10 protein-coding genes and 1 tRNA gene are annotated in these 14,229 nt (G+C 42.4%); 9 read left to right on the top strand and 2 right to left on the bottom strand.

Annotation, left to right across the window (positions count from 1 at the left end):
• Positions 1 to 192: 192 nt before the first annotated feature.
• A tRNA-Gln gene (locus tag CHB62_RS01950) sits at positions 193 to 263 on the bottom strand.
• Positions 264 to 475: 212 nt separating this feature from the next.
• Here CHB62_RS01950 and CHB62_RS01945 point away from each other — a divergent pair.
• Positions 476 to 1,240: a winged helix-turn-helix domain-containing protein gene (locus CHB62_RS01945; RefSeq protein WP_089365472.1), complete on the top strand. Its 765-nt coding sequence runs from the start codon at positions 476 to 478 to the stop codon at positions 1,238 to 1,240.
• A 201-nt stretch (positions 1,241 to 1,441) separates the two neighbouring features.
• Entirely contained in the window at positions 1,442 to 3,505 is a 2,064-nt protein-coding gene (locus CHB62_RS01940; protein WP_089365471.1) for a TonB-dependent receptor, read from the top strand.
• Between the two features lie 391 nt (positions 3,506 to 3,896).
• Here the strand turns inward: CHB62_RS01940 and CHB62_RS01935 are convergent, their stop codons facing one another.
• On the bottom strand, positions 3,897 to 4,172 hold the full coding sequence (locus CHB62_RS01935) for an HU family DNA-binding protein (RefSeq protein WP_009013001.1): 276 nt from the start codon (positions 4,170 to 4,172) through the stop codon (positions 3,897 to 3,899).
• Between the two features lie 215 nt (positions 4,173 to 4,387).
• Between CHB62_RS01935 and CHB62_RS01930 the strand changes: the two genes are divergently transcribed.
• The 7 genes from CHB62_RS01930 to CHB62_RS01900 all read left to right on the top strand — a co-directional run bounded on the left by CHB62_RS01930 (position 4,388) and on the right by CHB62_RS01900 (position 14,226).
• Positions 4,388 to 5,344 (top strand): rhomboid family intramembrane serine protease, encoded by a 957-nt coding sequence (locus CHB62_RS01930; RefSeq protein WP_089365470.1) that lies wholly within the window; start codon positions 4,388 to 4,390, stop codon positions 5,342 to 5,344.
• A gap of 205 nt (positions 5,345 to 5,549) precedes the next feature.
• A complete protein-coding gene (locus CHB62_RS01925) occupies positions 5,550 to 6,650 on the top strand; it encodes an endonuclease/exonuclease/phosphatase family protein (RefSeq protein ID WP_089365482.1) in 1,101 nt (366 codons plus the stop codon).
• 105 nt (positions 6,651 to 6,755) lie between these two features.
• Positions 6,756 to 9,776: a protein translocase subunit SecDF gene (secDF, locus tag CHB62_RS01920; protein ID WP_089365469.1), complete on the top strand. Its 3,021-nt coding sequence runs from the start codon at positions 6,756 to 6,758 to the stop codon at positions 9,774 to 9,776.
• 604 nt (positions 9,777 to 10,380) lie between these two features.
• Positions 10,381 to 11,199, top strand: a complete 819-nt coding sequence (locus CHB62_RS01915) for a pyridoxamine kinase (RefSeq protein ID WP_009013005.1) — start codon at positions 10,381 to 10,383, stop codon at positions 11,197 to 11,199.
• A 9-nt stretch (positions 11,200 to 11,208) separates the two neighbouring features.
• Positions 11,209 to 12,870 carry a putative transporter gene (locus CHB62_RS01910; RefSeq protein ID WP_089365468.1) on the top strand — a complete coding sequence of 554 codons (1,662 nt, stop codon included), beginning with the start codon at positions 11,209 to 11,211 and terminating at the stop codon, positions 12,868 to 12,870.
• Positions 12,871 to 12,888: 18 nt separating this feature from the next.
• On the top strand, positions 12,889 to 13,599 hold the full coding sequence (locus CHB62_RS01905; protein WP_089365467.1) for an ABC transporter ATP-binding protein: 711 nt from the start codon (positions 12,889 to 12,891) through the stop codon (positions 13,597 to 13,599).
• A gap of 81 nt (positions 13,600 to 13,680) precedes the next feature.
• Positions 13,681 to 14,226: a hypothetical protein gene (locus CHB62_RS01900; RefSeq protein ID WP_089365466.1), complete on the top strand. Its 546-nt coding sequence runs from the start codon at positions 13,681 to 13,683 to the stop codon at positions 14,224 to 14,226.
• Positions 14,227 to 14,229 lie beyond the last annotated feature (3 nt).

Below are 14,229 nucleotides of genomic sequence, written 5' to 3'. Positions count from 1 at the left end.
ATAATTGGTGATTCTTCATGATGCAAAGGTAATAAATACTTATGAAATTATGTGCTTAAGAGGATAGACTTGCAACTGGGTTTTAGGACTGACCCGAATTTAGTTTGTTGATAGGTCATAAATATTATCATTTAGTAATGAGCATAAACTAAAAAATCCGCAGAAACATAATGAATCTGCGGATAATCTGTGTTGTCCCAGGCGGATTCGAACCACCACTGACAGAACCAAAAACTGTAGTGCTACCATTACACCATAGGACAATCGTGGGTGCAAAGGTAATGTTTTTTCGGTTAATGCCCAAATTTTACTGTATAATTTTGCGTCTTAATGTTGTTTGAAGAGTAAATATACTGTGTTTCTATGGCTTTTGCGCTATATTTCTCGTCCCTTATTTGTATTTCATGACAGAATATACTATCTTTGTGACAAGCTATAGCTCAAACAGTTCTTACACCTCTTATTATATAAGCCTATGAAACCTATATCGGCAGTTGTTGTATTCTTATTTCTCATTTGCTCGGCAGTGTGGGCAAGTGTTGACGGTTATCACTGTGCAGAAACAGCAATAGTGCAAGACATGAATCAGGCTTTGTCGAAGACTCTTGCACAGAAGCGTGAGGCGTGGATAACGCCAGACACGATAGAAAACTATCGCCAACATTTACAGATAGCTGCCCTAAGACGTCGCTCGGTTGTGTCGTATGCTTTGGGTGAAGACGCGCATTCGCTTTGCAGTAGACAGATGAAGTGGCGGTCTGGCAGTCGTTCGCTGAGAGTTCAGAGTTATGCTGATTGTTCCTTTGCAACGGTGTGGGGCTTGTCAGACCAGCGTTTGTCGTTTCTCTTTTTGATATTATCATTGGGCTGGATGGCGGTGTCTATCGTTTATCTTCGGCGTCATCAATCAGGTCGGTTGGTGTTGGGTAAGATGGTGTATGCCACTTCCGATCGCAGTTTTCGTGACTGTCATGGAGAGAGGATAGCCTTTACGCCAATGCAACAACAGCTGATGGAGCTATTTATCAATGCGTCTAATCGCAAATTGACAAAGGCTTTTATCTGTGAAACTCTATGGCCTAAGAAACCCGACGCAAGCGAGACGCTCTACACACTTATCCGTCGGTTGAAACCTATAGTCAGCGAGCGTTGTGGATTAAAGATTGTTGCTGATAGGGGAGATGGCTACCGACTTACTTCTGATTCGGCCTCAAAGAAAGAAAAGGACTGTCTTTCTTAATGGAAAGAATGTCCCTTTTGCTTTATAAATTTTAAGCTTACTTTATAGGAATATTATACTTGGCAAGTTCTTGTTAGGTAGGTTCAGTTGTGCTATTTACTTGTCTGTTGACCCTCAATTAGCTAATGTCAGCTAATTGTCAGTGTACTTTTTTGCCCTAATAGGAGCTGAACTCTATCTTTGTAGCAAAAAACAAAGACTATGAGAAAAGGTTTATGGATGTTGTCATTATGCTTTCTTGCATTGCCTATTGGGGCACAGAACGAGAAAGAGAACGGTGAGAAAGCGAAGAGTGTAGTGATGAAAGAGGTGACGGTTGAGGCTGCACGAGTGACGAAAAAGGTTGATGGACTGTTGATTATACCGTCTGATGCACAACGAGAAGCGTCAACAGACGGGTATAGTCTGCTTGCTAAGCTGTCGCTTCCACGCCTTAGAGTAGACGAGGTGATGCGTACTGTCACCCCTTTGATGAATGATGGTAGCGTGCAAATCAGGCTGAATGGAACCTTAGCAAGCAAAGAAGACCTACTGTCATTGGACCCAAAACTTGTGAAAAACATCGATTTCATCGATAATCCGGGTGTACGATATGGTGAAGGAATAGGCTATGTTATTGATATTCGGACGAAGCGTAACACCACTGGTTACGTTCTCGGAGCAGATTTATCAAACTCTGTTACGACTGTGAATGGCGGTAATACGCTCTATGCAAAGTATAATCATAAGAATTCAGAACTGGCTTTAACCTTTACTTCCCTTTATAAAGACCAGCATGGTTTTCGGTCTTCAGAAGTGGCTGACTATACCTTGAACAACGGTAGTCATTATCTGGTTTCACGCAATCAGACCGATGGAAGGAGTCGTCGTTTTGGTAATCAGTTTGAGATAAAGTATAGTCTTGCCGACTCGGCTACGTATGTTTTCCAAGCAAATCTGTCAGTGGGAGGAGGCAATACGCCTGGTAATTATGCTGATTTTGTGTATCGAGATGGAACGATAGAGCAGACTTATCGGACGATTAATGTGTCAAGTGATTTCTCTCCAACTCTTGATCTTTACTTCTTTCATCAGCTTGGTAAGCATCAGAGTGTTACGGCTAACGTTGTTGGTTCGGGTATTTACACGGACAAGCGGGGATATAATGGAGAAGGGAGAACTTATGCCTATGATGTTGATGGGCGTACTTGGTCGCTGGAGAGTGAAGCTATTTATGAGAATAAACTCAAGCCTTTCACCCTTTCTGCAGGTTTGGAACACTCGATGTCGTTTACGAATAATGAATATACGGGTGATGTGTCAGCTCATAATAAGGTGCGGAGAGGAGAGCTTTATCTATTCTCTGAGGTGAAAGGAAGATGGAAGCAATTAGGCTATTCGGCAGGTGTAGGGGTTGCTAATAAGACCTATTCGCAGGAAAACTATAGCTTTGACTACTGGACCTTCCGTCCGAAACTGACGTTGAGTTACGAAGTCTTGACAGGGTTAAGTGCTCGTTACACCTTTGAAACCTATCGTCGTGTGTCTTCATACGCTATGGTGAGCGATGCAAAAATCAGAGAGAATAGTCGTGAATGGAAGGTTGGTAACCCTAATCTACAACCTTCAAGGGTCATAAAGAATATTTTTGATATAAGTTATAATGGTAGTCGTGTTAGCTGTGGGGCAAATATAGAGTACCGACGTGACCTTGGTAGCAATATGAGTGTGTATGAACGTACTCCGACGGATGAGTTCCTTTATTCGCAACAGAATGTCGGTAATATCATGATGATAGCTAATCAAAACTATGTGCGGTATGATGTCGTACCCGAACGGCTGTCTGTAACACTTTTTGGAGGTGTCTTTCGTTTCTTTAATGTGAGTAGTCTGTATCGTCATTACCTAACGAGTTACAACTATGGAGGTAATGTTGAAGCTTATCTTGGACACTGGACACTCACGGGATATGCCGATAATGGTTGGAAATTTGTTGAAGGAGAGCATGAGGGAAGGAATGGTCCAGCAGTCTATTTTGGGGTTAGTTACAGGTGGAGTAGGTGTAGTCTGTCGCTCTTTATGCAGCATCCTTTCCAGCAACATCCCGCTATACAGCGTGGTAAAGTACTGAATGAAAACCTCCATAAAGAGTATATTTATCGCAGCAGAGACTTGGGTAATATGATAATGCTAAAGTTTAGTTGGAAGCTGTCAAGGGGTAAGAGTTATAAAGAAATAGAGAAGAAAGTACAGAACGAAGCGTATAAACAGACGGGAATCATGTAGGGTAATGATATTATTCATCTGTGATAGTAGGGGAAAGTTCGCTTTTCTGTCCTTTGATTTATTATCGGAAGGGATTGAAAAGGGAGCTTTCCCCTTTCTTTTTATGGGATGGCAATCATCTTATTGATTGTGTTCAGCGAGCCAGAAAGACGTTATTTCCAAATTATTTTCACGTAAGAAAGAATTTATTTTCATGAAGAAAAATATTTTTTTTCATGATAATAATTATTTTTTTTCATGATAATAATTCGAGACGGATAGGTCGAGAAGGTGAGTAAAAAGAGATGGAGAGGGGAAAGAAAACTGATGATAAGGTGAGAACAAAGGGTATAAAAAAGAAAAAGGCAGACCATTGGCCTGCCTAATTGTATCATGTATTTATATTTACAGATTACTTGTTCACAGCGTCTGAAAGGTCAGCACCAGCCTTGAACTTAGCAACCTTCTTAGCTGCAATCATAATCTTCTCCTTAGAACTTGGGTTGATACCCTCATGAGCAGGACGTTCAGTTGTAGAGAAGGTGCCAAAACCTACGAGTTGTACTTTATCACCAGCAGCGAGTGCATCCTTAATTGCTTCTGTAGTTGCGTCTAAAGCTTTCTTAGCAACAGCCTTGCTTACCTCAGCATTAGCTGCAATCTTCTCGATCAATTCCGTTTTGTTCATAATTTTGATTTATTTATTGATTAATTGTATGAGTGATTACAAGATCATGATGCAAATATACTTGATTACTTTTATAAATCAAATAAAATCAAGGGAAAAGTGTAGAAAATCATAAAAAATAGTCTTTATGTTGCTTGTTTTATGCTTAATAACGATAGAATTTAGTATTTTTGCATTGATAAATAATACGTTGTAAAGATTAAGACATCACTTAAATGCGAAATATACCCGTAATAACAAAGAATCTTCTTATCATCAATGTGCTGGTTTTTGTTGCCACATACGCTTTAAGAGGATTGAATATTGATTTGGATACCCTCCTTGGTTTACATTTCATTTTGGCTCCTGATTTCCGTGCTTGGCAGTTTGTTACGTATATGTTCATGCACGGTGGCGTAACTCATCTATTGATGAATATGTTCATGTTGTGGATGTTCGGCATGGTTGTAGAGAATGTATGGGGTCCAAAGAAGTTCCTTTTTTATTACATGGTCTGTGGTCTTGGCGCTGGTGTTTGCCAAGAGTTGGCACAGTATGGTACGTATGTAGTGGAGGGTCTGGCGCAGTATGAAACTGTGAGGATAGCTAATTCGATTATTCCTATGAGTGAGTATCTGAACATGATGAACACTGTAGGTGCCTCTGGAGCCATCTATGGCGTACTACTTGCCTTCGGTATGTTGTTCCCAGAAGAGCGTATGTTCATCATACCTATCCCTGTCCCTATTAAAGCAAAGTGGATTGTTATAGGCTCGGTAGTAGTTGAATTGTTCTCTGCTATTGGTACAAGCAATGACGGAGTGGCGCATTTGGCACACTTAGGAGGTATGCTCTTTGGTTTTATTCTTATCCGTTATTGGAAGAGACGTCCGTATTCCGGCTATGGAGACTTCGGTATGAATAAGGGACATCAGTTCTTTGATCGTATGAAGAATTCGTGGGAACAACGTGGAGGTGCGACTCCTCATGCGAATGCGAATGGTAGTAGGGAGTCTTGGACGGATGCTTCACACAATAATACTACGGATAGTAATAGTGATTGGGAGTATAATGCTCGTAAAAAACAACAGCAAGAAGAGGTCGATCGTATCTTGGATAAGATTCGTAAGAGTGGTTATGACAGTCTGACGAAAGAGGAGAAACAGAAGCTCTTTGATAGTAGTAAGAAATAAGGAAATCCCTCTGTTGCTGGTTGGTAGGGTGTTGATGAAATCTGAGAAGGATATATGGCAGCAAGGAATTAAGAGGTGAGTAGATAGTAGGTCGTTATTGTTTGACGGTATAGTACTTACTTTATAGCTCTTTTGTGACTATTTATAGGATTGTTGAAAACTAAAGGAACCAATGGTAGTGAGTACCAGCGTGCTTGGTGTAGAGATGTTTAGCAAATTAAAGAAACTTACATATAGGGTTTTATTGATAGGTAATATCATCGTTGTTCTGTTGATGTTACTTGTTGGGAATATCGGTAGGCTCAATCCTGTCGACTATCCTTCATTGGCTAATTTGGGCTTAGGATTCCCAATATTGCTTGTGTTCAATCTCGTGTTTCTTGTCGTTTGGTGCTTTTGTCGATTGCGTTCTATTTGGTTGCCGTTGTTAGGCTTTATTCTTTGTTATGGTCCTATCCGGACGTATTCACCCTTTAACTTTCCTGAAGATAAGCCACATGGCAGTATAAAGGTGCTGTCTTATAATGTCTTTATGTTCTCTTCTTGGGATGAACCGCATGGTGCGAAGAATCCAATCGTTGATTATATCGTAAAGAGTAAGGCTGATATAGTCTGTTTGCAAGAGGCGCAAGCAAGGTTGGATAACGGTGATCAGATTTATTCAACACTGAAGAAACACTACCCATACTTCAAGTTGATGATAAAAAAACACCCTGGTGCTGATTATATCGTATTACTGAGTAAGTATCCTGTTCTTTGGCAAGATACAATCCCGTATGGCTCAAGTAGTAACCAGAGTGTGGCTTATATGCTTGATATCAAAGGAACTAAGACACTCGTCGTGAATAACCATTTCGAGAGTAACGGACTGAGTTCTGGCGACAAAGAAGGGTTTAAGACACTCGTGAAGGGTGAGTTGAAGACCGATGAAGCTAAGAAACAATCGGTCCATCTAATCAAGAAGTTAGGGGATGTATCGGCTCGGCGTGCACCACAGGCAGAGGCAGTTGCACGTTTTGTTAAGAAATATCTCGATAAGCAGATACCTGTTATCTTGTGTGGAGACTTCAATGATAGTCCATTAAGCTATACGCATCATGTCATCTCAAAAGAGCTGAATGACTGCTATGTAGAGAGTGGAAATGGACCAGGGATAAGCTATCATAAGAGTGGGATGTACTTTCGCATTGACCATATCTTTTGTTCTGACGATTTTGAGTCGTATGGGGCTAAGGTCGACAATAGTGTGACTACTTCTGACCATTATCCCATCTATTGTTGGCTTAAATACCGTCCAAAACCTTAAAAAACACACATTTATAAGTTATAAATTTCTCAAAGTGTGAAAATTTGCTTATCTTTGCACGTCTATCAGGCGTAGTGAAACAATAATTAAATACAATCAAATAAAATGCAAAACAAAGGATTAGTAATTTGCGTAGCCATTCTCTTGACGCTCGCAAGTATCTTCTACCTGTCATTTTCAGTAGCGACAAGCTACTATGATGGTATGGCAGCAACGATTAAAGACCCTATTGCGCAACAGGATTATAAGGATTCTGTAAAGTATTTGGGTATCTACTCTTACCAGAAATGCCTTGAAACACAGATCGGTCTTGGTCTTGACTTGAAGGGCGGTATGAATGTTGTACTTGAGATTTCAGTACCTGACGTTATTGATTTCTTGGCTGATCATAAGCAAGATGCTGCTTATCAGAAGGCTTTAGAGATGGCTAAGCAGGAAGAGACGAAGAGTCAGAAAGACTTTATCACACTCTTTGTTGATGCCTATCATCAGGTAGCTCCAGGTCATAAGCTGGCTGAGATCTTCGCTACACAGGAGTTGAAAGGCAAGGTAAGTACCCAGAGTACGGATGGAGAAGTTGTAAAGGCACTTCGTGAAGCAGTTGCTTCAGCTATCGACAACTCCTACAATGTTGTTACAAACCGTATCGACCAGTATGGCGTTGTACAGCCAAATATCCAGAAATTAGAGGGTCAAGAAGGTCGCCTTATGGTTGAGATGCCTGGTATTCGTGAGCCTGAGCGTATGCGTAAACTCCTCCAAGGCTCTGCTAACCTTGAGTTCTGGGAGACTTACAACAACCAAGAGATTAATCCTTATCTTACTCAGCTCGATCAGCGTTTGGCTAATGCTGATACAAAGACAGATACAACTGCTACTGCTTCAAATAAGGAGGTACAGGGAAAGAAGGCCCCAGCTAAAAAGTTAGTACTTGACAGAAGCGATGCAGCTGAGGGTGGGAACGCTCAGATGGATGCTATGAAGAAGATGCACCCATTGCTTTCTATGCTACAGACTATTCCTGGTAATGCGCTTAGTCTCGTAGGTTATGCAAGCGTACGAGATACTGCTGCTATCAATAAGATTATTTACAGTCAGCTTGCTAAGCAGATCTTCCCAAGCGACTTGAAGCTTCTTTGGGGTGCAAAGCCAGCAGAAGGACTTAATAAGAAGAATGTCTTTGAGCTTTATGCACTGAAGGTAACAACCGCTGACGGTCGTGCTCCATTGGAGGGTGACGTTGTTACATTTGCTAAAGACGAGTTTGATCAGCATGGTCGTCCTCAGGTTAGTATGACAATGAACTCTGAGGGTGCTCGTGAGTGGGCTGCTTTGACAAAGGCAAATCAAGGTAAGGCTATCGCAATCGTACTCGATGGCGTTGTTTACTCAGCTCCAAACGTAAAAGGTGAGATTACTGGTGGACAGTCAGTTATCTCTGGTAACTTCACTATTGAGGATACTAAGGACTTGGCTAACACATTGAAGTCAGGTCGTATGCCTGCTCCTGCGAAGATTGTACAGGAGGAAGTCGTAGGTCCTACACTTGGTGCACAGTCAATTGAGCAGGGTCTTATCTCATTTGCTATCGCTTTCGTCCTCTTGATGCTTTACATGATTGTCATGTACAACTTCATCCCTGGTATGATGGCTAACCTTGCTTTGATAGCCAACCTCTTCTTTACTTTGGGTGTCTTAGCGTCCTTCCAGTCGGCATTAACTATGCCAGGTATTGCCGGTATCGTGTTGACCTTGGGTACAGCCGTGGATGCTAACGTGCTTATCTATGAACGTATTAAGGAGGAGTTGAAACTCGGAAAGGGTATGAAAGTGGCTTTGAAAGAAGGTTACGGTAATGCCTTCTCAGCTATCTTCGACTCTAACTTGACATCACTCATTACTGGTGTTATCCTTCTTGTGACTGGTACAGGTCCTATCCGTGGTTTCGCTACCACTTGGATCATTGGTCTTGTAATCTCATTCTTCACCGCAGTATTCCTCACACGTCTTGTATTTGAGAACCGTGTAGGTAAGGATAAGTGGATGAATCAGACCTTCACAACAGCGTTCTCAAAGAACTTCATGCAGAATAAGAACTATCACTTCCTCAGTATGTATAAGACTACATTCACTGTTTGGGGTGTTGCTGTCTCAGTATGTATTGTTAGCTTCGCTGTTCGTGGCTTGAGTCGTAGTATTGATTTCACTGGTGGTCGCAACTACGTTGTCACTTTGAACAAGCCAACTCACGTAGAGGATGTTCGTAAGGTGATGACAGGTGCCTTCGTGAATACGGTTGGTGAGAATGCTGGTAAGCCTGCAACGACAACTGTTATTGCGTTGGGTACAGACGGTAAGACCGTTCGTATCTCTACGAACTATAATATTGATTCAAATAACCCAGCTGAGGACGACAAGGCAGAGACAATCCTTTACAACGCATTGAAGAAGGGTGGCTTTGTTAGTCAGGCAAGTGTTGTGAACTTCAAGAACCCAGATATCCGTGAAGGTGGCTCTATTATCCAGAGTGCGAAGGTTGGTCCTTCAATCGCAAAGAACATTACTTATAATGCAATCATGAGTGTGTTGTTGGCTATCTTCTTCATCTTCTTGTACATACTCTTGCGTTTCCGCAACATAGGTTTCTCTGTTGGTTCTATTGTTGGACTTGTTCTTGACACGACAATCGTTATCGGTTGCTTCTCATTATGCTATGGTTGGATAGGCTTCTCACTTGAGATTGACCAGACGTTCATCGGTGCCATCTTGACAGTTATCGGTTATGATATCAACGATACAGTGGTTGTTTACGACCGTATCCGTGAGAACTTGGGTAAACACAAGCATAATCTTGCTAAGGCTGATATTCAGAAGATATTCAACGACTCTATCAACCAGACCCTCTCACGTACTATTAATACGTCTGTATCAACCTTGATAGTACTCGTGTCTATTTTCGTCCTTGGTGGTGAAAGTATCCGTAGCTTCTCTTTCGCAATGATTATCGGTATTATCATCGGTACTTTGAGTTCAATCTTCATCGCATCTCCTGTTGCTTACCTCGTATTGGGTAAGAAGATTGAAAAGCGTTCAAAGGAGCTTGCTACAGCATCTGTTGAGGCTTAGTCAATAGGTAGTCTGAACTAAGGTTTACACCTTATTATATATAATAGCCCGTTATCAGCAATGATAGCGGGCTGTTTTCGTCTTGTTAGAAAGCGCATTTTAGACTTTTAAGGATACTATTTCAAACTTATTAAAGGCCTATCTCAGAGGCGTGTCGGCCGTAAAGGAGGGTTGAGAGAGGGAGCGTTTTGTGTGTTACTATACGTTGACTTGCGAATTATTTTCATGAAAAAAAATATTTTTTGTCGTGAAAATAAATATTTATTGTCGTGAAAATAATTATTTCTCTTCATGAAAAGAAATCATAGCAGTTGATGCTCAAGCCGCTTAAGGACCTTGAACGAAGTGTTTAAGTGGTTCTATAGGCTATGTTCTCAACGCTTATAGTCGGCTTGCATTGTTGGTCATCTTCTCTTGTTATAACCCTCATTACTATTGGTCCTTAGCCTTAACTCGATAGGTGAGGAGCGTCAGCACCACTTGTATTCGACGTCAGTAGGACTATAGAAGATGGAAAGCAAGACTTATTATGGTGATTTATTGGTTTTTATTTTGCCGTTCATGCGGTTTGCACTACCTTTGTAGTCTAATTTAAAAAGATAGAATGAGCAAGAAACATATACTACTTATAAATGATATAGCAGGGTACGGAAAAGTCGCGACAGCGGCTATGCTCCCTATCTTATCATACTTAGGACACCCTGTTTACAACCTTCCTACGGCCTTGGTGTCCAACACCCTCGACTATGGTAAGTTCAATATCCTTGAGACAACAGACTATATTAAGGGCGTTTTCCCAGTATGGAAGGAGCTTGGTTTTAGTTTTGACGCCATTGCGACAGGCTTTATTGCTTCAGAGCGACAGGCTAAATTGGTAGCCGACTACTGTCGCGAACAGGCAGAACGAGGCACGACCATCTTCGTCGACCCTATCATGGGCGATGAAGGAAAACTCTATAATGGTGTGACAGCAGCTGCGATAAACTCCATGCGTGAGATGATTAGCGTAGCCGACCTTACTTTCCCTAATTACACAGAAGCCTGCTATCTTACGTCAAGTAAGTATGATGAGCAGGGAGTAAGTTTCGATGAAGCCAAGAGACTGCTTGATGGACTGCGCCTAATCGGTACGAAATCGGCCTTGATAACGTCTATCCTTGTTGATGGAACACCGTCTGTCGTAGGCTATAACCACGTGACAGATAAGTATTTCTCACTACCTTATACAGAGATACCCGTCCATTTCCCAGGCACAGGCGACATTTTCTCGGCTATTCTTATTGGTCATCTCTTGGACGGCGAACTACTCATTCCGAGCACGCAGAAGGCTATTGACGGTGTTTACAGGCTGATAGACCTCAATAAGGACAACTCGGATAAGAACAGGGGAATCCCTTTGGAGAAGTATCTTCAGGTATTGTAATAATAAGATATGAACTGGATTGACGGACTATTTAGCATCCCTTCTGCCCTACAAGCAGTTGTGGTCCTCTCACTTGTATGTACAGTGGGATTGGGATTAGGTAAGATTAGGATAGCAGGTATATCTCTTGGTATAGCCTTTGTGTTCTTCTTTGGCATCGCTGCGGGTAGCTTTGGGCTGCAAGTAGACGAGCAGATGCTCAATTACTGTGAGACTTTCGGGTTGGTAATCTTTGTTTATACGCTCGGACTGAGCGTTGGTCCAACCTTCTTTGGGTCCTTCCGACATGAAGGAACCTTGTTTAATCTGTGGAGTTTAGGCGTTATCTTCTTAGGAACGATTATGTCTGTCGTCCTCTCCTACGGCATGAACGTACCGATGTCAAACATGGTTGGTATCCTTTGTGGTGCTACAACGAACACGCCAGCACTTGGTGCTGCACAGCAGGCATTACAACATGCGGGGCATAGTGGTGGTCCTGCTGCCTTGGCAACAGCCGTTACTTATCCATTGGGTGTGGTCGGTGTTATCTTTGCCATGATATTTCTTCGCAAGTTCTTTGTGCGACCTTCCGACTTAGTAGTGCACTCTGGCGCAGAAGACGACCATACTTATATCGGACAGTTTGTCGTTCTCAATCCAGCTATTAATGGTAAGTCAATAGCCGAAATAGCTCAGGGTACCCACCGCAAGTTTATCATCTCACGCATTTGGCGTGGTGAAGACGTGATTGTCCCAATGAGTTCAACGGTGTTGAAAACCAATGATAATCTCCTTGTAGCTACTAAACGTGATGAGGTGTCAGCCATGGAAATACTCTTCGGACAGAAGGTCAACCGTGATTTGAACAAGGAGCAAGTCGATTGGAACCACCTTGACACAAAGGTGGAGAGCCGTGTTATCATCTTGTCAAACGGTGTGTTAAATGGAAAGAAGCTTGGACAACTTCACTTGCGTGATGCTTATAATGTCAATGTGAGCCGTGTTATCCGTGCAGATATCAAGCTACTTGCAACGCAAGACCTTGTCCTCCGTTATGGAGACCGCCTTACCTTAGTGGGTCAACCAGAGGCTATCGACCATGCAGAGAAGTTCCTTGGCAATTCAGTTAAGACACTCAATGAGCCTAACCTCGCTGTTATTTTCCTCGGAATGGTGTTTGGTTTGGCCTTAGGAACAATCCCTATCAACCTTCCAGGTATGGAGTCTCCAATCCGATTGGGTATTGCTGGCGGTCCTATCATCATGGGTATATTGGCCGGAGCATTTGGTCCTCGATTGCACTTCATCGCTTATACCACACGTAGTGCGTCTCTTATGTTGCGTAAGTTAGGCTTGTCACTCTATCTTGCTTGCTTAGGCTTGGATGCAGGTAAAGACTTCCTCGCCACCGTCGTACGCCCAGAGGGCTTGCTATGGATAGGCTTAGGCTTTGCACTCACCGTTGTTCCAGTAGTCATTGTAGGCTTAATCGCCTTACGATTGAAGAAGTTTGACTTCGGAACTATCTGTGGTATCCTTTGCGGTTCGATGGCTAATCCGATGGCGTTGGGCTATGCCAACGATACAGTCAAGGGCGAAACAAGTAATATTAGTTACGCTTCAGTCTACCCATTGGGCATGTTTGCCAGGGTCATCATCGCACAGATATTGGTCATGTTCTTCGTTTGATAGGAGAGTGTAAGCGTCATGATTATCAGTTTGTCACACCTGACTATAGGCTATTCTGCGTCCCATCCCGTCATTACTGATATTGATTTAGCATTGAGGAGTGGGCAACTTTCATGCTTGATAGGGGAGAATGGCATTGGTAAGTCTACACTTCTGAAGACGCTTACAGGCTTTCTTCCTAAGTTAGGTGGAAATCTGTTACTCGATGGACGTGACATACAATCCTATTCACAACGTGAGTTGGCACGAGAGGTGAGCATTGTCTTGACACAAAAACCAGATGTTCAAAACCTCACGATAGAGGAGATAATAGGCTTGGGGAGGTCGCCTTACACTGGCTTCTTTGGTCGGTTGCGTGCTGAAGACCGCTTGGTTGTTGAGGATGCAATCGCTGCGATGGGGATTGAAAAGCTCAAAGGGAGAATGATACAGACCCTGTCTGATGGCGAAAGGCAGAAGGTGATGATTGCGAAAGCACTCGCTCAAGAAACGTCAGTCATCTTACTTGATGAACCAACAGCCTTTCTCGATTTCCCTTCTAAGGCCGAAACCTTTCAGACATTACGGCGAATGGCACACGAGAGGGATAAGCTCATCCTCCTTTCTACTCATGACTTAGAACTTGCAGTACGCTTTGCAGACTGTTTGTTGGAGGTGAGAGAGGGACGTCTTAAGGAGGTTTCTGCAGCCGATGTGAAGGCTTCTATGCAGACAATTATGGACAGTTAAGACTTGTAGATACTATTATTTCGAATACTGCCCCAACCTTATTCGTAATAAAAACAACATTAATTAAAATAGAAAGAACTTATGAAAAAGAATGTATGGATAGCTCCTATCGTCCTTTTATTGGCTTTGCTCTTGAATAGTTGTGGTACACAACAGAAGGCTACAGTGCCTGTAGTGACTCCTGTCGTTAGAGATACAGTGGTCGCAGTTGAGCCTTTGAAGGATGTTATTAGTATTGCTGAGGCTTTGGATATGTATCAGAATCCAAGTAAGGTAGACGCCATCACGAAGAAATACGGCTACAAGTTGAAGACGAATTATGAGGTTTATCGACTTGATAAGTTCACTAAGATGTACTATAAGAACTGTGCTCTTGCAAAGCTTCTAACGGCCGATAAGTATGAAGACTATCCAAAGCCAATGCGCAAGGGTGTGTCCAGTTACGTTGCTTTTAAGGATGGAGCTATCATCATTGCAGTGTTCAATCAGCCTGCATACGACAATCTTGTAGCTCAGGTTAAGGCTGCCGGATTTACCTTGGATATGCCTGGTAGCGAAGATATCTATACCAATGGCAGTCGCACTATCGCCTGTTATAAGGATGGCAAAAGTGTGAGAATCCAATAAGCT

It is taken from the genome of Prevotella jejuni (assembly GCF_900187995.1).
Lineage (GTDB): Bacteria > Bacteroidota > Bacteroidia > Bacteroidales > Bacteroidaceae > Prevotella > Prevotella jejuni.
This window is presented reverse-complemented; position numbering and strand designations above follow the sequence as displayed.